Origin of the sequence: Nonomuraea sp. NPDC050663 (assembly GCF_044456985.1) — a bacterium.
Taxonomy (GTDB): domain Bacteria; phylum Actinomycetota; class Actinomycetes; order Streptosporangiales; family Streptosporangiaceae; genus Nonomuraea.
Genome location: NZ_JBITGL010000003.1, coordinates 1 through 21295, shown reverse-complemented (window position 1 = coordinate 21295; position 21295 = coordinate 1). Strand labels below are relative to the sequence as shown.

The 21295-nt window shown below is 70.3% G+C and carries 18 protein-coding genes; 7 read left to right on the top strand and 11 right to left on the bottom strand.

Features of this window, described 5'->3' with window-relative positions; translation table 11 throughout:
- The first annotated feature begins 41 nt into the window (after positions 1 to 41).
- The 4 genes from ACIBH1_RS09200 to ACIBH1_RS09185 all read left to right on the top strand — a co-directional run bounded on the left by ACIBH1_RS09200 (position 42) and on the right by ACIBH1_RS09185 (position 7294).
- A complete protein-coding gene (locus tag ACIBH1_RS09200; protein ID WP_397313129.1) occupies positions 42 to 1271 on the top strand; it encodes a condensation domain-containing protein in 1230 nt (409 codons plus the stop codon).
- Positions 1272 to 1387: 116 nt separating this feature from the next.
- Positions 1388 to 3895 (top strand): glycoside hydrolase family 9 protein, encoded by a 2508-nt coding sequence (locus tag ACIBH1_RS09195; protein WP_397313128.1) that lies wholly within the window; start codon positions 1388 to 1390, stop codon positions 3893 to 3895.
- 115 nt (positions 3896 to 4010) lie between these two features.
- The gene (locus ACIBH1_RS09190) at positions 4011 to 6062 is read left to right on the top strand and encodes a hypothetical protein (protein ID WP_397313127.1); all 2052 of its coding nucleotides are present in this window, start codon (positions 4011 to 4013) and stop codon (positions 6060 to 6062) included.
- Positions 6059 to 7294 (top strand): hypothetical protein, encoded by a 1236-nt coding sequence (locus tag ACIBH1_RS09185; protein WP_397313125.1) that lies wholly within the window; start codon positions 6059 to 6061, stop codon positions 7292 to 7294. Before ACIBH1_RS09190 ends, ACIBH1_RS09185 begins: the two co-directional genes overlap by 4 nt.
- Positions 7295 to 7358: 64 nt before the next feature.
- Here ACIBH1_RS09185 and ACIBH1_RS09180 read toward each other — a convergent pair whose 3' ends face one another.
- The 11 genes from ACIBH1_RS09180 to ACIBH1_RS09130 form a co-directional block, all read right to left on the bottom strand.
- A complete protein-coding gene (locus tag ACIBH1_RS09180) occupies positions 7359 to 9368 on the bottom strand; it encodes a DEAD/DEAH box helicase (RefSeq protein WP_397313124.1) in 2010 nt (669 codons plus the stop codon).
- 295 nt (positions 9369 to 9663) lie between these two features.
- A complete protein-coding gene (locus ACIBH1_RS09175; protein WP_181614749.1) occupies positions 9664 to 10026 on the bottom strand; it encodes a metal-sulfur cluster assembly factor in 363 nt (120 codons plus the stop codon).
- Positions 10023 to 10460: a Fe-S cluster assembly sulfur transfer protein SufU gene (gene sufU, locus ACIBH1_RS09170; RefSeq protein ID WP_397313123.1), complete on the bottom strand. Its 438-nt coding sequence runs from the start codon at positions 10458 to 10460 to the stop codon at positions 10023 to 10025. The genes ACIBH1_RS09175 and sufU overlap by 4 nt, the downstream gene beginning before the upstream one ends.
- 1 nt (position 10461) lies before the next feature.
- A complete protein-coding gene (locus tag ACIBH1_RS09165; RefSeq protein WP_397313122.1) occupies positions 10462 to 11709 on the bottom strand; it encodes a cysteine desulfurase in 1248 nt (415 codons plus the stop codon).
- On the bottom strand, positions 11706 to 12452 hold the full coding sequence (gene sufC / locus ACIBH1_RS09160; RefSeq protein WP_397313121.1) for a Fe-S cluster assembly ATPase SufC: 747 nt from the start codon (positions 12450 to 12452) through the stop codon (positions 11706 to 11708). The genes ACIBH1_RS09165 and sufC overlap by 4 nt, the downstream gene beginning before the upstream one ends.
- Positions 12452 to 12769: a non-heme iron oxygenase ferredoxin subunit gene (locus ACIBH1_RS09155; RefSeq protein WP_397313120.1), complete on the bottom strand. Its 318-nt coding sequence runs from the start codon at positions 12767 to 12769 to the stop codon at positions 12452 to 12454. The genes sufC and ACIBH1_RS09155 overlap by 1 nt, the downstream gene beginning before the upstream one ends.
- Positions 12766 to 13884 (bottom strand): Fe-S cluster assembly protein SufD, encoded by a 1119-nt coding sequence (gene sufD, locus ACIBH1_RS09150; RefSeq protein ID WP_397313119.1) that lies wholly within the window; start codon positions 13882 to 13884, stop codon positions 12766 to 12768. Before sufD ends, ACIBH1_RS09155 begins: the two co-directional genes overlap by 4 nt.
- On the bottom strand, positions 13884 to 15296 hold the full coding sequence (sufB, locus tag ACIBH1_RS09145) for a Fe-S cluster assembly protein SufB (protein WP_397313118.1): 1413 nt from the start codon (positions 15294 to 15296) through the stop codon (positions 13884 to 13886). The genes sufD and sufB overlap by 1 nt, the downstream gene beginning before the upstream one ends.
- Positions 15293 to 15961 (bottom strand): helix-turn-helix transcriptional regulator, encoded by a 669-nt coding sequence (locus ACIBH1_RS09140; RefSeq protein ID WP_397313919.1) that lies wholly within the window; start codon positions 15959 to 15961, stop codon positions 15293 to 15295. Before ACIBH1_RS09140 ends, sufB begins: the two co-directional genes overlap by 4 nt.
- A gap of 81 nt (positions 15962 to 16042) precedes the next feature.
- Positions 16043 to 17248 (bottom strand): multidrug effflux MFS transporter, encoded by a 1206-nt coding sequence (locus ACIBH1_RS09135; protein ID WP_397313117.1) that lies wholly within the window; start codon positions 17246 to 17248, stop codon positions 16043 to 16045.
- A 72-nt stretch (positions 17249 to 17320) separates the two neighbouring features.
- Entirely contained in the window at positions 17321 to 18115 is a 795-nt protein-coding gene (locus tag ACIBH1_RS09130) for a VOC family protein (RefSeq protein ID WP_397313116.1), read from the bottom strand.
- A 136-nt stretch (positions 18116 to 18251) separates the two neighbouring features.
- Here ACIBH1_RS09130 and ACIBH1_RS09125 point away from each other — a divergent pair, with 136 nt between their 5' ends.
- The 3 genes from ACIBH1_RS09125 to ACIBH1_RS09115 all read left to right on the top strand — a co-directional run bounded on the left by ACIBH1_RS09125 (position 18252) and on the right by ACIBH1_RS09115 (position 21058).
- Positions 18252 to 19160, top strand: coding sequence for an ABC transporter ATP-binding protein (locus ACIBH1_RS09125; RefSeq protein WP_397313115.1), 909 nt, complete (start codon positions 18252 to 18254; stop codon positions 19158 to 19160).
- A gap of 154 nt (positions 19161 to 19314) precedes the next feature.
- Positions 19315 to 20031 carry an ABC transporter permease gene (locus ACIBH1_RS09120; protein ID WP_397313918.1) on the top strand — a complete coding sequence of 239 codons (717 nt, stop codon included), beginning with the start codon at positions 19315 to 19317 and terminating at the stop codon, positions 20029 to 20031.
- Positions 20032 to 20134: 103 nt separating this feature from the next.
- Complete coding sequence (locus ACIBH1_RS09115; RefSeq protein WP_397313113.1) at positions 20135 to 21058, top strand: EamA family transporter; 924 nt, start codon at positions 20135 to 20137, stop codon at positions 21056 to 21058.
- The last annotated feature ends 237 nt before the right edge of the window (positions 21059 to 21295 follow it).

Here is a 21295-nt window from a genome sequence, read left to right as displayed (position 1 = left end):
CTCCCCATCCGCCACCCGGCGGGGATCGCCGAGGATCCGCGGTGACGCTCGCGATCCCCTTCAGCGGCCCCCGCGCGGGGGCCTGGCCCCAGACCGTCGGTCAGCGCAACGTGCTGGACTGGGTCGGCAAGGACTCACTCGGAGCCGCGGACGTCCTCACCCTGCGGATCTGGACCAGGGCTGGGCTGCCCGCCCTGAGCCACGCATTGTCGGCCACGCTGACCAGGCACGAATCGCTGCGCTCCACCCATCTGCCCGAGCAGGGGACACAGCAGGTCGCCGGCCGCGGCGAGCTGCGGGCAGCTCTCGTCGAGGCCGTGACGCAGGAGGAGCTCGCTCTGGCCACGGCGCAGGACCGGCCGTTCGGCCTGGCGGACGAGTACCCCGTGCGCGTCACGATCCTGACCCGCCGCAACCGGCCGTACCTGCTCGTCCTGCACCTGTCGCACATCGCCGCCGACTGGGCGGCGGCCGTGCTGCTGCGGCGCGAGCTGGCGGGCGCGCTGGCCGGTGAGCGGGCGGCGCCACCGCCCGCCGTCCAGCCAGTGGACCTGGCCGTCGCCGAGCAGTCACCGCGGGCGCGCCGGCAGCTCGACGCGGCGATCGACCACTGGGTCACCGTGCTCGGCCGCCACCCGGCCAGGGCCCTGCCGCCGCGCGACGACTCCCCCTATCGGGGGCATCACCACGTGATCCTGCGCTCGCCGGGGGCGGGCGACGTCCTGGCCCGCCGTGCACCGTGCGCTCCGTCGTCGGTCCTGCTCGCCGCGCTCGCGCGTGCCATCGACCGCAGGTACGGCAGCGCGGAGGGTGTCATGCACGTGTTGTGCGCCAACCGCCAGCAGCCGGAGACCGCCCACTACATCGGGACGATCTCCCAGGAAACGCTGGTCGGCTATCGCCTCCCGCCGGGCGCCTGCCTCACCCAGACCTCCAGGATCCTGCACGGCTCGGCCCTTCGTGCCTACCGGCGAGGCAGGTACGACCACGAAAGGCTCAAACGCACGATCGCGGAGCTGGGCATCGTCCGGCACCGCGACGTGGTGATCAACAACATCAGCGGCTACCCCGGAGCGGGCCCCGGCCCCGGCCCCCGCCTGGAGACCTCGACCGGCCCCGAGGACACCCCGCTCACGCTCACGGTCTACGAGCTCGCGCCCCGTCTGGTGTGCAAGCTCAGCGTGGACGAGCGGTACCTGGACGGGGCGCAGGCCCGGGAGTTCCTGGCTGAGATCGAGGAGGAGTTGCTCTCGATGAGAGGAGTCTCGTGATCGAGGTCCACGATCCGGAGCCCAGCGACGACGACGTCTGAACTTTTCACCGCCATTGACGGCCCCTGGTGAGGGACCGAAGATGGGAGCGCTCCCAACCACCCCGAGAGGTCACCATGACACGTACCCTGCTCACGGTCGCCGCCCTGCTGTTAGCCACGCTCGTCCCCGCCCCCGCCGCGGCCGCGGACGAGCCTCCGGAACAGATCGTGAACGGCTCCTTCGACGCCGGCCTCCCGCCGTGGTGGCACACCGGCAACGTCACCGCCCAGATCGTCGACGGCCGGCTGTGCGCCGACATCCCCGGCGGCACGGCCAACCCCTGGGACGTCATCATCGGCCAGAACGACCTGGCCCTGGTCGGGGGCGAGAGCTACGCCTACCGCTTCTTCGCCTCCTCCAGCACGCCCAAGGTCGCCCGCGCGCTGATCCAGCTGCCCGTCGACCCGTGGACGCAGTACCTGTCGGCCTCGCCCGAGCTCAGCGTCTCCGGCAACGACTACTCCTTCACCTTCACCGCCCCGACCTCGCTCCCCAACGCCCAGGTGGCCTTCCAGCTGGGCGGCAGCGCCGAACCCTGGAGGTTCTGCTTGGACAACGTCTCGCTGAAGGGCGGCGCGCCGCCGGACGTCTACGAGCCCGACACCGGACCGCGCGTGCGCGTCAACATGGTCGGCTACCTGCCGGAAGGCCCCAAGAACGCCACCCTGGTCACCGAGGCGACCGAGGCGGTGAGCTGGCGGCTGCTCGACTCCGCCGGCGCCGAGGCGGCCACCGGCACCAGCACGCCGCGCGGTGTCGACGCCAGCTCCGGGCAGAACGTCCACACCATCGACTTCGGCTCCTACCGCGGGCGCGGCGAGGGCTTCACGCTCGTCGCCGACGGCCAGACCAGCCGCCCCTTCGACATCGCCGCCGACCTCTACGACCAGATGCGCGTGGACGCGCTGAAGTTCTACTACACCCAGCGCAGCGGCATCGAGATCCTCGACTCGCTGCGCCCCGGGTACGGCAGGCCCGCCGGGCACACGCAGGTCGCCCCCAACCAGGGCGACAGGCAGGTGCCGTGCCAGGAGGGCGTGTGCGACTACAGCCTCGACGTCAGCGGCGGCTGGTACGACGCGGGCGACCACGGCAAGTACGTCGTCAACGGCGGCATCTCGGTGCACCAGCTGATGGCGGCCTACGAACGCGACAAGACCGCCTTCCCCGACGGCCAGCTGGCCATCCCCGAGAGCGGCAACTCCGTTCCCGACGTCCTCGACGAGGCCCGCTGGGAGATGGACTTCCTGCTGAAGATGCAGCGTGACGACGGCATGGTGCATCACAAGATCCACGACGCGGCCTGGACGGGACTGCCCCTGCTCCCCCACCTCGACCCGCAGCGCCGCGAGCTGCACCCCGTCTCCACCGCCGCGACCCTGAACCTGGCCGCCACCGCCGCGCAGGCCGCCCGGCTCTACGCCCCCTACGACGCGGCCTTCGCCAAGCGCGCCCTCGGGGCGGCCGAACGCGCCTGGCAGGCCGCCCGCCGCAATCCCGCCGTGTACGCCTCCCCCGACGACGGCGTGGGCGGCGGCAGCTACGCCGACGCCGACGTCAGCGACGAGTTCTACTGGGCCGCCGCCGAACTGTTCATCACCACCGGCAAGCGTGCCTACCGCGAGGCCGTGCAGGCCTCACCTCACCACACCGCCGACATCTGGCGCGAGCGCGGCTTCGACTGGGGCAACACCGCCCAGCTCGGCCGGCTCCAGCTCGCCGCCGTGCCCAACGCCCTGCCCGACCGGGCCAGGGTGCGCCAGTCCGTGCTCGCCGGCGCCGACAAGTACCTCGCCGTCATGCGCGGCCAGGCGTACGGCCTGCCGTACGGCCCGCCCGACTACGACTGGGGCTCCAACAACCTCGTCCTCAACAACATGGTCGTCATGGCGGTCGCCCACGACCTCAGCGGCCAGGAGAAGTATCGCGCCGGGGTGCGCGAGGGCATGGACTACATCCTCGGTCGCAACGCGCTCAACCAGTCGTACGTGACCGGGTACGGCGAGGTGGCCTCCAAAAACCAGCACAGCCGCTGGTACGCCCGCCAGCTCGACCCGTCGCTGCCCAACCCGCCGCGCGGCACCCTGTCAGGCGGGCCCAACTCCGCCATCCAGGACCCGGTCGCACAGCGGCTGCTGCGCGGCTGCAAGCCGCAGTTCTGCTACATCGACGACATCGAGTCCTGGTCGACCAACGAGCTGACCATCAACTGGAACTCGCCACTGGCCTGGATCTCCTCGTTCCTGGCCGACCGCCGGCCGAGCTCGTCGTGCGCGATCTCCTACACCGTGCACGGCAGCTGGCCCGACGGCTTCAACGCGCAGGTCACCGTCAAGAACACCGGGTCCAAGGCCATCAACGGCTGGACCCTGCAGTGGTGGTTCCTCGGCGGCCAGGAGGTGCGGCGCGCCTGGAACGCCGCGGTGCGGCAGGAGGGCTCCGTGGTCACGGCCAAGAGCCTGCCCTGGAACGCCCGCATCGCTCCCGGCCAGTCGGTGACGCTCGGCTTCCTGGGCACCCAGGCCGACGGGCCGAACCCGGCGCCCGAGGTGTTCACGCTGAACGGGGGTCATTGCTCCTGAAGCCCTCCGGGTAGGGCCGCTGTCCAATCTGTGACAGCGGCTCGACCCGGGCCCCGGCCACCCCCTACAGTCTGGCCGCAAGGGGGCCCGCCCGAGAAATTGGAGCGTTCCAGAAATGGCGCAAGAGGGGCACGGGCTGTTCGTCACGTACTTCGTCAGTCAGAACGGCGGGATCCCGCCGAACTCGTTCCAGTACAGAGTCACCACACTCCCGCACGACGCACGCCTGTTCACCTGCACGGTGTTCGACGGCGAGCGGATCGTCTGGCACATGACCACCCGCAACGGCACCACCGACTCCGACGTCCTCTCGCTGGGCGGCTTCACCGGCGACACGATGACCTTCCGGCTCAACTACGAGGGCAGCGGCGTCGACGACGTCGTCATCCCGCTGACCTTCCCCACCGGGCTGCGGGAGCTGTCGCAGCAGTTCGTGCACTTCACCTGGGCGGCCAACAGCACCCCGTTCGGCGGGCAGGGCGGGCCGCTGGTCCAGCTCGACCCGTCGGGCTCGCCGGTGATCCTCAGCTACAACGTGCCGGAGCCGACCTCCTACCGCGGCCGGCACATCGTCGAGCTGGACTTCCCGCTCGCCTACTTCGTCGAGCCCGGCGGGCAGCACGCCCGCTCGGCCCCGCCCACGGAACCGTCGAACGGCCCGCCCGTCATCGGGGAGGAGGCGCCGCTGATCGGCTCCCAGACGCCCGACCGCGCCGACCAGGCCGACATGACCACCGAGCGCATCACCGCGGCCTTCCAGACCGCCCGGACGACCGGCTACTTCGACCAGCGCGTCTTCCCCAACGTCGGGGTGGGTCTCGACGAGTTCAGCCGGGTCAACGCCCGTAACGCCATCGCCGACCTGCAGCTCGAGACTGTCGTCGAGCAGCTGCAGAACGGCTACCGGCTGACGATCTACCGCTCGGCCGGCGGACGCTACACCTATCGCTTCATCCCGGCCCCCAAGGACCCGGTGCCCAGGATCCTGCTGGTGGAGTACTACCGGCTGTCGTCCTTCCCGGCACGGTACGGCGCCGGCCGTACGATCAAGACCTTCTCGCTGCTGCCAGGAGAGCGCACCCGCATCCGCGTGAGCACCTACAAGCGCAGCGCCCAGAGCCTGCTGCAGGCCACCTCGATCATCGACTCGACCAGCGATGAGACCGAGAGCGAGTTCGAGCGCTCGGTCATCGCGGAACGCTCCAGCAAGTACGACTCGACCGAGACCTTCGAGTACCACGCGGAAGCCGAGGCCGAGGCCAGCGCCACCTGGGGCTGGGGCAAGGCCAGCGCGTCGGCCTCGGGCGGGGTGAGCGGGTCGTCCTCCATCGCCCGCGAGGAGTTCGCCAAGGGCGTGTCCAACGCGGTCTCGCACAACGCCGCCCGCGCCTCCACCAAGCGCGACGTCCAGGTCGACACCAGCCTCGACGTCAAACTGGAGGCGGGCGAGGAGCAGGCCATCGAGCGCGACCTGACCAACATCAACGTCAGCCGCACGCTCAACTTCGTCTTCCGTCAGATGAACCAGGAGTACATCACCCTGCTGCACCTGGTCGACGTGCGCGTCGCCTTCTTCAACGGCTACGCCGAGTCCCGCTTCGAGGTGCCGCTGTCCGACCTGCAGCGCCTGCTGACCACCTTCGTCAAGCCGGAACGCCACGACGAGGTGCGGTCCGGGCTCGTGCGGCAGCTCTCGACGATCATGGACTACCGGGAGGATCCGGTGACGGACCTCCTCCAGCAGGTCGCCCCGCCCAGCAAGACGGCCGGAGCCGGCTACCTGCGCATCAACCCGGCCAGGCAGTCGTCCTACGACGTCGCGGGCTCGGGGCTCGTCCTCCAGGTGCCCGGCGTGATCGTCTCGGCCGACTCGCACGTCATGCGCACCGACGGCGTCCTCGTCGACACCTTCATCGGGCGGGGCGACGGGCTCGACGACTACTCCAAGGGGCTGCAGCAGGAGGCGGTGCGCAACCGGAAGGTGGAGAACGCGCTGCGGGAGCTGGAGGCGGAGCGGGTCAACCTGGCGCTGCAGATCATCAGGGACGGGGACGTGAAGCGGGGCGAGCTGTTCGAGCACATGTTCCCGCGCGTGCCGGTGGTCAACCAGATCGGCCAGGCGGGTTCGATCCTGGACGGGCGGCAAGGCCTGCCGGTGAGCGAATGAGCGAGACCCTGCCCGAGGCCCTCGCGGAGGCGGCGCTGGCCGGGGAGGCCGAGACCGACGAGGCGACGCCGAGCACTCCCCTGACGGACGCCGCCCTCCAGGAGAGCGCGCTCGCGGGCGCGCCCGCGTCCTATCCGCCGTCCTACCAAGCCGTGGACGCCGAGACCCTGCGGAGGAAGCTGGCCGGCGCATTCCCCAGGGTGCTCGGCAACAGCAACGAGTGGAGCGGCTTCACGGTCTCGCTCCTCCCCGTCTCCACCCCGTCGGGCTCTCATGGGTTCCGGCTGGAGGTGAGCCCGCCCTACTCCGACGCGCTGCACGTCTCGTACGGGCTGCGCGAAGGCCGGGAGAAGATCGGCACCGGCAGGCGCGTGGTCGACAAGTGGGAGATGACGGTCGCCGGGGTCAAAACCATCGTCCCCGTCGCGGAGGTGGGCGGAGAGCTGAACGACTGGACCCACGACTACCGTTCGTACGAGATCAAGCTGGCCATCACCCCACGCATCGCCGGACAACTGCGGGCATTCGAGGGTGAGCACGTCCGCGACTTCGACCACGCCTGGCAGCAGAGCATCGCCCTGGTGGCCGGGACGGCACAGGCGATCGCGGAGGCCACCCCGGAGGACGCAGTCGCGGCGCTCGTCGACCGCCTCATCGCGGCAGACGCGCGCTGCACGATTCCGAAGCACCCTGACTGGCTGGAGAGCTGGGGGCGGCATCTGAAGGATGTCTACACGCAACTGTGCGGCCAGTCGAAGAAGCGCGACCACACCCCGGAGTTCCGGCCCGCTGCGCACTCCCCGCAGGCCAAGACCTGGATCATGCGGAGGCGCCGCGACCAGCAGCTCGAGCTCCTCGTCCTCTACGCCATGGGTGGGCCGGGACCGCCCAGCGAGGCGGTGGTGCACGCCGGCGAACTGTCCACCCCGTTCACGGCGGCCGACTACTTCGAGTACGGCTTCGACGCGGTGGACCCGTCCAAGAAGTTCACCGTCGGGGGGAAGGTGAAGCTGCGGGGCGCGTTGCCGTCCGGGGTGGCTTCGGTCTACGTGTCGCCGGATCTGAGCTCGCAGGAGCACATGGCTCCGCCCGACCTCGCCTCCGTGCTCCAGGCGGGCGGGTTGGTCGTCTCCTTCGACCACTATCAGGTGTGGGTGAAGGTCACGCTCACCTTCTTCGAGGTGACCGGCGACTGGTACGTGTACCTGCCCGGCGATTGCCTGACCGCCTGAAACGCCGCGAGGCGGGACAGGCGCATCGCCTGTCCCGCCTCGCGGGTCCTACTCGTTCCCTGGGTCAGCGGCCGTAACGGTCGCCGCGGTCGTTGCCGCGGAACGGGCGGTCGCCGTCGCGGCGCTCGAAGCGGCGGCCGTCGGCCGAGAAGGGACGGCCGCGGTCGCCCTCGGAGCGGAAGCCGCCCGAACGGTGGCCGCCGCCGGAGCGGGAGCCGCCCTCGGCCGAGAACGGGCGGCCACGGTCGCCGCCGGGGCGGAAGCCACCGGCGCGGCGGTCCTCGCCGAACGTGCGCGGACGCTCGCCGTCGAAGCGACGCGGGCGGTCGCCCTCGAAGCGACGCGGACGGTCGCCGTCGAACGAACGGGGACGCTCACCCTCGGACGAACGCGGGCGGTCGCCCTCGAACGAGCGGGGGCGGTCACCGTCGAAACGACGCGGACGGCCGCCGTCGGTGGTGCGGGGACGGTCGTTGTCGAAGCGACGCGGACGGTCGTTGTCGAACGAACGGGGACGCTCACCCTCGAAGGAACGGGGGCGGTCGCCGTCGAAACGACGCGGACGGTCGTTGTCGAACGAACGGGGACGGTCGTTGTCGAACGAACGGGGACGCTCACCCTCGGACGAACGCGGGCGGTCGCCCTCGAACGAGCGGGGACGGTCGCCGTCGAAACGGCGCGGACGGTCGTTGTCGAAACGACGCGGCCGGTCCTCGCCGTCGAAGCGGCGCGGGCGACGCTCGTCGCCCTGGCCCTCGTGGCGGCGCGGGCGGCGCTCGCCGTCGAACTCACGACGGCCACGACGCGGTCCGCGGTCGCCGAACGAGCCCTCGCGGCGCGGGCGCAGCGGCTTGCGCACGTCGGGCTCCCACACCGGGATGGACTCGCCGCTCGGGGTGCGGGCGCCGGTGACCTCGGCCACGCGCGGGTGCCCGATCTCGGCCCTCAGCTTGAACGGCTTGATGCCGGCCCTGCGGGTGAGGGCGTCGGTGGAGCGGCGCTCGTTGGGCAGCACGAGGGTGACCACGGTGCCCTTCTCGCCGGCGCGTGCCGTACGGCCACCGCGGTGCAGGTAGCTCTTGTGGTCCTGCGGCGGGTCGACGTGCAGCACCAGCGAGATGTTGTCGACGTGGATGCCGCGGGCGGCGACGTCGGTGCAGACGAGCACGTCGATGACGCCCTCGCGGAACTCGGCCAGGATGCGGGTGCGCTGGTTCTGGCGCTTGCCGCCGTGCAGGCCGCCGGCCTTCACGCCGACGCGGGCGAACTGCTTGCACAGCCGGTCGACGCCGTGCTGGGTGCGGACGAAGATGATCGTCTTGCCCTCACGGTTGGCGATCTCGGCGGCGATGTCGAACTTGTCGTCGCGCGAGACCTGCATGAGGTGGTGCTCCATCGTGTCCACCGGGGAGGTGGCCGGGGCGACGGAGTGGGTGATCGGGTTCTTCAGGAAGCGCTGCACCAGCTTGTCGACGTCGCCGTCGAGCGTGGCGGAGAACAGCAGGCGCTGGCCGTCGGCCGGGGTCTGCGCGAGCAGCTCGGTGACGACCGGGAAGAAGCCGAGGTCACACATGTGGTCGGCCTCGTCCAGGACGCTGACCTCGATCTCGTCGAGCGAGCACTCCCCCTGGCGGATGAGGTCGCCCAGGCGGCCGGGGGTGGCCACGACGATGTCGACGCCGCGGCGCAGCGCCTCGATCTGCTTGCCCATGGACATGCCGCCGACGATGACCTTCATGCGCAGGCCCAGGCCGCGGCCCAGGGGCTCGATGGCGTCGTGGACCTGCAGGGCCAGCTCGCGGGTGGGGACCAGGATCATGGCGCGGGGCGCGCCGGGGTTGGGACGGCGGCCGGCGATGCGGGCCATCGTGGGCAGCCCGAAGGCGAGCGTCTTGCCGGAGCCGGTCTGGCCTCGGCCGAGCACGTCGTTGCCGGCGAGGACGTCGGGGATGGTGGCGCTCTGGATCGGGAAGGGAGCCTCAATGCCCTGCCTGGCCAGGCCGGCGACGAGCGGCTTGGGCAGGCCAAGCAGCTCGAACTCCGAGACGGTGTTGTCTTCGGAGATTTCGGGCATGGCAGCGTCGAGCATGGTCACGTAATCGTGCCTTTCATAAGCGGCACGTCACTTCTGCGAAAGGACGAGCCTGGTTACATGCGGGCGTGTCTGCACGCCCCTGTCGGGTGGGGACTGGGCCTTGTCGTGCGGCCCGTCATACGCGCACCCGAGAAGCCGGCGCAGGCGGCATTACGCACATCACTGGTGCGTCAGGTACACGTGGGTGTCAACGCGCACGTGGTGGTGGATTATTCCGAGTGCGCGCCGAAACGGCCGGCATTCATGGGACGAATGCCAGCCGTACCAGAAAGAATCAGACGTTGAAGCCTAGCATACGCAACTGGTCGCGTCCTTCGTCGGTAATCTTGTCGGGGCCCCACGGCGGCAGCCACACCCAGTTGATCTTCACATCGGAGACCATGCCCTCCAGGGCGGAGTGGGCCTGGTCCTCGATGACGTCGGTCAGCGGGCAGGCCGCGCTCGTCAGCGTCATGTCGATGGTGGCGACCGGACGCTCGGCGCCCTCGACCTTGTCGAGGTTGAGGCCGTAGATCAGTCCGAGGTCGACCACGTTGATGCCGAGCTCGGGGTCGACGACGTCCTTCAGGGCCTCCATGACCTCGTCGTGCGTCGCCTCGCCGTCGTAGCCGGTGGGGGTCTCAACAGGCTTGCTCATACGGCAGAACTCCTCACAACAGCATCCTTGTAGGCCATCCACGACAACAGGGCGCACTTGACGCGGGCGGGGAACTTCGCCACCCCGGCGAAGGCCACCGCGTCGCCCAGCACGTCCTCGTCCGGCTCGATCTGTCCCCTGCCCTGCATCAGGCGGGTGAACTCGTCGACGACCGACAGCGACTCCGTGACCGTGGACCCCTTGGCCAGCTCGTGCAGCACCGAGGCGGCGGCCTGGCTGATCGAACAGCCCTGCCCCTCGTACGACACGTCGGCCACCTTGTCACCCTCCAGGTGCACCCGGAGCGTGATCTCATCGCCGCAGGTCGGGTTCACGTGGTGAACCTCGGCTTCGTACGGCTCGCGCAGCCCGCGTCCCTGCGGGCGCTTGTAGTGCTCCAGGATCAGTTCCTGGTACATGGAGTCGGTGATCATGTCAGGCGAACACCTTCTGGACTTGGTGGAGGCCGCGCACCAGGGCGTCGATCTCGCCCGTGGTGTTGTACAGGTAGAACGACGCCCGCGTGGTCGCCGGTATTCCGAAGCGCAGGTGCAGCGGGCGGGCGCAGTGGTGTCCGACCCGTACGGCGATGCCGAACTGGTCGTCCAGGATCTGCCCGACGTCGTGGGGGTGAATCCCTTCCAAGGTGAAAGAGATGGTTCCGCCACGGTCGTCGAGATCGGTCGGCCCGATGACCCTGAGGCCGGAGATCTCCTGGAGGGCCTGCATGGCGTAGGCCGTCAGGTCACGCTCGTGCGCCTCGATGGCCCGCATGCCGACGCCGGTCAGGTAGTCGACCGCCGCGCCCAGGCCGATGGCCTCGACGATCGGCGGCGTGCCCGCCTCGAACTTGTGCGGGACGGGCGCGTAGGTCGAGCGGTCCATCCAGACCGCCTCGATCATCTCGCCGCCGCCCAGGAACGGGGGCATCGCCTCGAGCAGCTCCTGGCGGCCCCACAACACGCCGATGCCGGAGGGCCCGACCATCTTGTGGCCGGTGAAGGCCACGAAGTCGGCCCCGAGCGCGGCGACGTCGACCGGGTGGTGCGGCACGGACTGCGAGGCGTCGAGCGCCACCAGCGCGCCGGCCTGCCGCGCCAGCCGTACGATCTCGGCCACCGGGTTGACGGTGCCGAGCACGTTCGACTGATGCGTGACCGAGACGATCTTCGTGCGGTCGGTGATGACGTCGCCCGACAGGTCGAGGCGGCCCTCGTCGGTCACCCCGAACCACTTCAGCGTCGCGCCGGTGCGCTGGGCGAGCATCTGCCACGGCACGATGTTGGAGTGGTGCTCCATCTCGGAGATGACGATCTCGTCGCCCTCTCCGAGCGTGAAGCGCGGATCGGTGTTGGACCGGTTGCCGAAGCTGTAGGCCAGCAGGTTGAGCGCCTCGGAGGCGTTCTTGGTGAAGACCACCTCGTCGCGCGACGGAGCGCCGACGAACGCGGCGATCTTGTCGCGGGCCGCCTCGTAGGCCTCGGTCGACTCGCTGCCCAGGACGTGCATCGCGCGCCCGACGTTGCTGTAGTGCATCGCCAGGTGCTCGCGCATGGTCTCGATGACCGGGGTGGGCTTCTGCGAGGAGTTGCCCGAGTCGAGGTAGACGAGCGTGCGCCCGCCCGGCAGCTCACGTGAGAGGACCGGGAAGTCCTTCCTGATCCTCTCGACGTCGAAACTCATGCGGCGTCCTTGGTGTAGGCCGCGTAGCCCTCGGCCTCCAGCTTCTCGGCGAGCTCGGGGCCACCCTCCTCGACGATGCGCCCACCGGCGAAGACGTGGACGAAGTCCGGCTTCACGTAGCGCAGGATGCGGGTGTAGTGGGTGATCAGCAGCACGCCGGTCTCGCCCGTTCCGCGGAAGCGGTTGATGCCCTCGGAGACGACGCGCAGGGCGTCGACGTCGAGGCCGGAGTCGGTCTCGTCGAGCACCGCGATCTTCGGCTTGAGCAGCTCGAGCTGGAGGATCTCGTGGCGCTTCTTCTCGCCGCCGGAGAAGCCCTCGTTGAGGTTGCGCTGGGCGAAGGCGGGGTCGATGGACAGGGAGTCCATGCCGGCCTTCAGGTCCTTGGCGAACTCGCGCAGCTTCGGCGCCTCGCCGCGCACGGAGGTGACCGCCGAGCGCAGGAAGTTGGAGACGCTGACGCCGGGGACCTCGACGGGGTACTGCATGGCCAGGAACAGGCCGGCGCGGGCGCGCTCGTCGACCGACATCTCGAGGAGGTCCTCGCCGTCGAGCAGGACGCTGCCGCCGGTGATGGTGTACTTCGGGTGGCCGGCGATGGCGTAGGCCAGGGTCGACTTGCCGGAGCCGTTGGGGCCCATGATGGCGTGGGTCTCACCGGCGCGCACGGTCAGGTCGACACCGCGCAGGATCTGCTTGTCCTCGACGGCGACGTGCAGGTCACGAATCTCAAGCGTGGACACTATGACTCCTTCGAAAGCGAGACGAGAACGTCATCGCCCTCGATCTTGACTTGGTAGACGGGAACGGGCTTGGTGGCGGGCGGGCCGGTGGGCTTGCCGGTGGCGATGTCGAAGCACGAGCCGTGCAGCCAGCATTCGAGCGTGCCGTCGTAGACCTCGCCCTCGCTGAGCTTGACCTCCGCGTGGGAGCAGACGTCGTGCAGGGCGAAGACCTGCTCGCCCTTGCGGACCAGCGCCACGGGCGTCTCTCCGACTTCCAGCCCGAGGACGCCGCCGTCGTCGATGTCGCTGATCTGGCAGACCTTCTCGAACGTCATCGCGCCAGCTCCGCCTCGACCTTCGCGAACACGCGCTCGCGCAGCTCATCCAGCTCGATCTTCTCGATGAGCTGGCCGAGGAAGCCCCGGATGACCAGGCGCTTGGCCTCGTCGTGGGGGATGCCGCGGGCCTGGAGGTAGAACAGGTGCTCGTCGTCGAGGCGGCCGGAGGCGCTGGCGTGGCCGGCGCCGGCGACCTCGCCGGTGAGGATCTCCAGGTTGGGTACCGAGTCGGCGCGGGCGCCGTCGGTCAGGATGAGGTTGCGGTTGAGCTCGTAGGTGTCGGTGCCCTCGGCCTCGACCCGGATGATCACGTCGCCGATCCAGACGGCGTGGGCGTCCTGGCCCTGCAGCGCGCCGCGGTAGTCGACGTTCGACTTGCAGGTGGGCTGCGAGTGGTCGACCAGGAGGCGGTGCTCCAGGTGCTGGCCGGCGTCGACGAAGTAGACGCCCGACAGGTCGGCGTCGCCGCCGGGGGCGGTGTAGGTGACGCTCGGCGAGAGCCGTACGAGGTCGCCGCCCAGGGTCACCACGAAGCTCTTGAAGGTGGCGTCCTTGGCGAGCTGGGCGTGGTGCTGAGAGACGTGGACGGCGTCGTCGTTCCAGTCCTGGAGGCTGATGACCTTCAGGGTGGCGCCGTCGCCGACGACGAACTCGACGTTGTCGGCGTAGACCGCCGAGCCGACGTGCTCCAGGACGAGGACGGCCTCGGCCATCGGCTCCACCTTGACCAGCAGGTGGCCGAAGGCGGCGCCCTCACCGGAGCCGGTGAGGGTGACCACGGTCGGCTTGGAGGCGACGGCCTCGCGCGGGACCGTGATGACGGTCGCCTTCTCGAAGCTGTTCCACGCCTGCGCGCTGACCCGGTCGGAGGGCTCGAACGACCGGCCCAGGCGGGCGTCGTCGCGGCCGACGGTCTCGACGGTCACCTCGGGGGCGGCGTCGACCGTCACGGTGATGTGCCCGGCGGCGGCGGTGCCCTTGTGCAGGCCCTTCAGCCGGGAGAGCGGCGTGAAGCGCCAGCTCTCCTCGCGGCCGTTCGGGACGTCGAAGTCTTCCAGGTTGAACGAAGACTTCTCGTGCAGGGTCGACAGGGGCTTCTCGTTCAGGCCCATCAGCCGACGGCTCCTTCCATCTGCAGCTCGATCAGGCGGTTCAGCTCGAGCGCGTATTCCATGGGCAGTTCGCGGGCGATCGGCTCGACGAAGCCGCGCACGATCATCGCCATCGCCTCGTCCTCGCCCAGGCCGCGGCTCATGAGGTAGAACAGCTGGTCGTCGCTGACCTTGGAGACCGTGGCCTCGTGACCCATGGAGACGTCGTCCTCGCGGACGTCGACGTAGGGGTAGGTGTCGGAGCGGCTGATCTGGTCGACCAGGAGCGCGTCGCACTTGACGGTGGAGGCGGAGCCGTGGGCGCCCTCCTCGATCTGGACCAGACCGCGGTAGGACGTGCGGCCGCCACCACGGGCGACGGACTTGGAGATGACGGTGGAGCTGGTGTTGGGCGCCAGGTGGACCATCTTGGATCCGGCGTCCTGGTGCTGGCCCTCACCGGCGAAGGCGACCGACAGGGTCTCGCCCTTGGCGTGCTCGCCCATGAGGTAGACGGCCGGGTACTTCATGGTCACCTTGGAGCCGATGTTGCCGTCGATCCACTCCATGGTGGCGCCCTCGTAGGCGACGGCGCGCTTGGTGACCAGGTTGTAGACGTTGTTCGACCAGTTCTGGATGGTCGTGTAGCGGCAGCGCGCGCCCTTCTTCACGACGATCTCGACGACCGCGGAGTGCAGCGAGTCGGAGCTGTAGATCGGCGCGGTGCACCCCTCGACGTAGTGGACGTAGGAGTTCTCGTCCACGATGATCAGGGTCCGCTCGAACTGGCCCATGTTCTCGGTGTTGATCCGGAAGTAGGCCTGAAGCGGGATGTCGATGTGGGTGTTCGGCGGCACGTAGATGAAGGAGCCGCCGGACCAGGTCGCGGTGTTGAGCGCGGCGAACTTGTTGTCGCCGACCGGGATCACCGAGCCGAAGTACTCCTTGAAGAGCTCCTCGTGCTCGCGCAGGCCGGTGTCGGTGTCGACGAAGATGACACCCTTCTCCTCCAGGTCCTCGCGGATCTGGTGGTAGACGACCTCGGACTCGTACTGAGCCGCGACGCCGGCGATGAGGCGCTGCTTCTCCGCCTCGGGGATGCCGAGCTTGTCGTAGGTGTTCTTGATGTCCTCGGGCAGCTCGTCCCAGGAAGCGGCCTGCTTCTCGGTGGAGCGCACGAAGTACTTGATGTTGTCGAAGTCGATGCCGGTGAGGTCGGAGCCCCACGTGGGCAGCGGCTTCTTGCCGAACAGGCGCAGGCCCTTGAGTCGGAGGTCGAGCATCCACTCCGGCTCGTTCTTGAGCGCGGAGATGTTGCGGACGACCTCCTCCGACAGGCCACGCTTGGCCGCGGCCCCGGCTTCGTCGGAGTCGGCCCAGCCGAACTTGTAATTCCCGAGGCCCTCAAGCTCCGGGCGGTCGGTGACAGTCACCTTCCGGTCTCCTTGCTCTCTTTTATCCGTACGGGGCTGACGTGCGTGGTGCACACCCCGTCGCCGTGTGCGATGGTGGCCAGCCGCTGCACCGGAGTGCCGAGCAGCTGCCCGAATGCTTCGGTCTCGGCCTCGCACAGCTGCGGGAACTCCGCGGCTGCGTGCGCGACCGGGCAGTGGTGCTGGCAGAGCTGGTCGCCGCCCGACTTCGCCTTGGTGGCGCTGGCCGCATACCCCTCCGCCGACAGCGCCTCGGCCAGCATCTGCACGCGCCGGTCTGCGGGCACTGCGCTCATCACCGGCTCCAGCCGCTCCACCAGGCCCTTGACCTGGGAACGGGCGAAGTCGGACACCGCCTCCTCGCCCAGACGCTCGGCCAGGAAGCGCAGGGCGCTGCCGGCCAGGTCGTCGTAGGCGTGCTCGAAGGCGCTGCGCCCCGCATCGGTGATGGCGAACAGTTTCGCCGGTCGCCCGCGCCCGCGCTGCCCGCGCGGTCGCATGGTGCGAGGCTCGATCATCCCCTCGGCCTCCAGCGCGTCGAGGTGGCGACGGACCGCCGCTGGGGTCAGTCCGAGCCGCTCCCCGAGAGCCGCGGCCGTGATGGGGCCATGCTCGAGAATGAGCCTGGCGACGCGCGCACGCGTACCCGAGTCCATCCCCTGCATGTTTTTCACAACATCAGTGTGCCGTAATTCCTTCCCGGTCACCAAACGAACCGGGAATGGAATTTCTCACGCAGGATAGGCTTACCTAACTCTTCTGAGCAGCGTGAATGCGGCGAAAGCACAACCCATCAGGACGAGGATCACGACCCCCATCGCGGCAGCCGTACCGCCCGCCAGACCCACCATCGGGGCGGCCAGCGCTCCGAGGGCGAACTGCAGCACGCCCAGCAGGGCGCTCGCGCTTCCGGCGATCTGCGCGGGCTGGCTGGCCAGGGCCAGGGCTCCCGCGCCGGGCATGACCAGTCCGGCGCCCGACTGCAGCAGGAACAGTCCCGCCAGCACGCCCCACAGGCCCAGGCCCGCCAGCGCGGACACCAGCACCAGGACGCCGCCGCCGAGGCAGACGAACAGGCCGGCCATGACGAGCTTGCCGGGATCGACCCGTCCGGCCAGGCGTCCGCCGACCTGGGCCATGACGGTCAGGGCCAGGGCGTTGACGCCGAAGATGAGGGCGTACTGGCCGGCCGAGACGCCGTAGATCTCCTGCAGCACGAACGGCGAGCCGGAGATGTAGCCGAACATGGCGGCGAAGCCCAGGCCGGAGGCGAGCGCCGGCGCCATGAACCTGCGGTCGCGCAGCAGCTTCCAGAAGGTGACCGCCGTCGGGCGCAGGCCGCCCGCGGCGCGGTCCTCGGCGGGCAGCGTCTCGCGCACGCCCGGGATGGTCATGGCCAGCAGCACCAGCCCGGCCAGGCTCAGGGCGACGAACACGCCGCGCCAGGAGGTGAACTCCAGCAGCTGCGCGCCCGCGATCGGGGCCAGGATCGGGGCCAGGCCGCTGACCAGCATCAGGTTGGCGAAGATGCGCGCGATGGCGGCGCCGTCGTACATGTCGCGCACGATGGCCCGCACGATCACCAGCGCGGCGCCGCCCAGGATGCCCTGCAGCAGGCGCAGGACGATGAGCGAGCCGACGTTCGGGGCGAAGGCGCACAGCAGGGAGGCGATCGTGTAGCCGCCGACGCCGACGAGCAGCGGCAGGCGCCGGCCGCGGCTGTCGCTCAGCGGCCCGGCCATGACCTGGCCGAGCGAGACGCCGATGAGACAGGCGGTCAGGGTGAGCTGGACCTGCGCGGGCCCGGTGGCCATCTCGTGGGTGATCGCCGGCAGCGCCGGGAGGTACATGTCGATCGACAGCGGGCCGATCGCCGACAACGCTCCCAGGATGAGCAGGAGCAGTCCCCGGCGTTCCCTCCGTTGGGCGGGGGCCTCCACTGCCACGGACATGCGCGCACTCCTCTTCCCTCGCAGGCCTGAAAGGGCCCCGACGAGGGCCGAGGAGTGCTAACAGCTATCCGGTCATCCCTTATTCCCATTTAGTTGGATGACGTAGGAATGGGCGCCTTGCGGGTCCTGGAAGAGCCCGAACGGCCCCTTCGGCGAGTCCATGCGCGGGATGTAGACCGCCGCGCCCAGCTCCTGGGCACGGGCGATCGTGTCGTCCAGATCGGCCACGGCGAAGAACGGCAGCCAGAAGCTCGGCACCTCTTCGGGGTAGCTGGGCGGCATCGTGACCATGCCCGCGACGGAGTCCTGCCCGAGCAGGAAGGTGTGGTAGCTGAACGGCCCGACGCCGGGCACGTCGGTGGTCGTCACGTCGGTCGTCCAGCCGAACACGTCGCCGTAGAAGCGCCCCGCGGCCTCGACGTCACGGGAGTTGAGCTCGTTCCAGCAGTAGGCGCCCGGCTCGTCGACCAGCCGCGCCCCGACGTGCTCCTGGGCCTCCCAGACGGAGAAGAACGCGCCGTCGGCCGCCTGGAACAGCGCCATCGCGCCCTGGTCGAAGATCTGCATGCGCTCCATGACCACCTGGCCGCCGGCGTTCTTGACCCGGTCGGCGGTGGCCGCGATGTCGTCGGTGGCGACGTAGGTGTTCCAGACCGACGGCATGCCCTCGGAGAAGACGGGCCCGATGCCGGCCACGACCTTGTCGCCGAGGAAGAACTCCGCGTAGCCGCCCGCCTCGGGTTCGGGGTGGACGCGCACCGCCCACCCGAACAGCGCGCCGTAGAAGGCCTGCGAGGCCTCGACGTCGGTGCTCGACAGATCCACCCAGCAGGGCACGCCCTGCTCGTACGATTGCCGCTCTGACATTTCCCCTCCTTCTCGACGTAGTCAGCCTTTCACGCATCGCAGTCGAAGGCCCGGCGATCCGCCTTCTGGCGTGCTTTGCGCCGCCAAAGCGCTCCTGGGGCGCTGACCGGCGCCCGGGGTCCCTAAACTCGTGGCCATGGACTCCCCAGCCGTCGAGGTCATCGATCTGGTCAAACGGTACGGCGGCGCCACCGCGGTCGACGGGCTCACCCTGTCGGCGGCCCGTGGCGCGGTCACCGCGATCCTCGGACCCAACGGCGCGGGCAAGACCTCCACGATCGAGATCTGCGAGGGGTTCCGCGAGGCCGACGCGGGCACCGTGCGCGTGCTGGGCCTGCCGCCCTCCGACGGCTCGCTGCGCGCCAGGGTCGGCGTGATGCTGCAGGCCGGAGGGGTGCCGCCCGCGGTGCGCTGCGGCGAGTGGCTGCGGCTGGTGTCGCGCTTCTACGCCCGCCCGCTCGACCCCGGCGCCCTGATGGCCCGGCTGGGCCTGACCGACCACGCGCGCACGCCGTACCGCCGCCTGTCCGGCGGCCAGCAGCAGCGCCTGTCGCTCGCCGCCGCGGTCATCGGCCGGCCCGAGCTGGTCTTCCTCGACGAGCCCACCGCCGGGCTCGACCCGCAGGCCCGCCACGCGTGCTGGGACCTGGTCGCCGACCTGCGTACGGCAGGCGTCGGCGTCGTGCTCACCACCCACCACATGGACGAGGCCGAGCGGCTGGCCGACCACGTCGTCATCATCGACCGCGGGCGCGTCGTCGCCGAGGGCAGCCCGGCGTCGCTGACCGGGGCCGAGCGCCAGCTCCGCTTCCGCGCCCGGCCCGGGCTGGCGCTGGAGGAGCTCCTGACGGCCCTGCCCACCGGCAGCGCGGCCAAGGAGTCTCCGGCGGGTCACTACATCATCGAGGGGCAGGTCGACCCCGAGCTGCTGGCGACCGTCACCGCCTGGTGCGCCGCCGAGGGTGTCACAGCCGACGACCTCAGCATCGAGCGGCGCACCCTGGAAGACGTCTTCCTGGAGCTGACGGGCAGGGAGCTGCGATGACCCCCGTACGGCGGAGCGGCGTGACAGGAGCCGTGCCGGCCTTCCATGCCTGCCGCCGGGCACTCGACCGGCGTGACAAGGCATCCGATCCCAGGAGCGACTCGTGACCGCCCTAGACCTCACCCCGGCCCCCGGCGCGGCGCCGCTCGGCCGGATGGTGGCCGCGCAGGCGGGCGCCGAGATCCGGGCGATCCTGCGCAACGGCGAGCAACTGCTGCTCACGCTGATCATCCCGGTGCTGCTGCTGGTCGGCTTCTCCCTGGCGCCCCTGGTCGACGTCGGCCAGTCGCGCCGGGTCGACTTCCTCACCCCGGGCGTGCTCGCGCTGGCCATCATGTCCACCGCCTTCACCGGCCAGGCCATCGCCACCGGCTTCGAGCGCCGCTACGGCGTGCTCAAGCGCCTGGGCGCCACTCCCCTGTCGCGCGCCGGGCTGCTGCTGGCCAAGACCCTCGCCGTCCTGGCCGTCGAGCTGCTCCAGGTCGTCGTGATCATCGGTGTCGCCCTGGCCCTGGGATGGCGGCCCGCCGGCTCGCTCCTGGCCGCCGTGCCGTACCTCCTGCTGGGCACCGCGGCCTTCAGCGGCCTGGGCCTGCTCATGGCGGGCGTCCTGCGCGCGGAGGCGACCCTGGCCGCGGCCAACCTCGTCTACCTGGTGCTGCTCGGCTGCGGCGGCGTGGTCTTCCCGCTGTCGGTCTTCCCCGGCGGGGTGGAGAGGGTGCTGGAGCTGCTGCCGATCTCGGCGCTGACCGGCGGGCTGCGGGCGGTGCTGATGGAGGGCCAGGGGCTCGCGCTCGGGCCGCTGGCCGTGCTCGCGGCGTGGACCGTCGTGACGCTGGGGCTGGCCTCGCGCACCTTCCGCTGGGAGTAGCCGCGGGGACGGAGCGGACCTTCCTCCCCCTGTCACCCGACGTCGGAAATGTCGGCTCGGCTGAGTAGGCTCGGAGCTCTCCGCCCGACATGTGAGGATCCCCGTGACCGTCAACGCCCTCGATCGTCCCTTCGACGACGGCAAGTCCCGCCTGCCGCGGCTGGGCTCGCTGGCCCGGCACGCCGCCGACGCCATCCCGCCGTCGGGCCTGGTGATGCTCGGGATCCTGTCGGTCCAGGTGGGCGCCGCCTTCGCCAAGGAACTGTTCGCCGTGCTGCCGCCGAGCGCGGTGGTCTTCCTGCGCATCGGCGCTGGCGCCCTGGTCATGCTGCTGGTGGCGCGGCCCAAGATCAAGGGCCTGTCGTGGCGCGACTGGGCGATCGGGCTGACCTTCGGCGGCACGCTCGCCCTGATGAACCTGTCGTTCTACGAGGCCCTGTCGCGCCTGCCGATGGGCATCGCCGTGGCCATCGAGTTCCTCGGCCCCCTGGGCGTGGCGGTGGCCGCGTCACGCAAGCGGCTCGACCTGCTGTGGGTCAGCCTGGCCGCGATCGGCGTCGTGCTCATGGCGCCGTGGCAGGAGTCGGCGTCGGTCAGCTGGGTCGGCATCGGCTTCGCCCTGGTCGCGGGGGCGTGCTGGGCGGCCTACATCCTGCTGTCGGCCGCGGCGGGCAGCCGCTTTCCCGGCACGACCGGGCTGACGTTCGCGATGGTGGTGTCAGCGGTGTTCATCGCGCCGGTGGGCGTGACGACCGGCGGCGCCGACCTGCTCCAGCCGGAGCTGCTGCTGATCGGCCTGGGCGTGGGGCTGCTGTCGTCGGTGATCCCCTACTCGCTCGAGCTGAAGGCGCTGCGCCGGATGCCCAAGCACGTGTTCGGGGTGCTGATGAGCCTGGAGCCCGCGGCGGCGGCCATGATCGGGCTGGTGGTGCTGGGCGAGATCCTCGACCTGCTGCACTGGGCGGCGATCGGGTGCATCATCGCGGCCAGCCTGGGCGCGACGCGGGCGGGCGAGAAGTCGGGCTGACGGCGAGAAAGCCCGCACCCGTGGCGGGGTGCGGGCTTCCCGGCCCCGCAGAGGAGCCGGGGCCGGTCAGTGGGGCCGAGGCCGGTCGGTGCGGCCGGGCCGGGTTGGTGCGGCCGAGCTGTCTGTTCGGCCGCTGTCTGTGCGGCCGCTGTCTGTGCGGCCGCTGTCTGTGCGGCCGCTGTCTGTGCGGCCGCTGTCTGTGCGGCCGCTGTCTGTGCGGCCGCTGTCTGTGCGGCC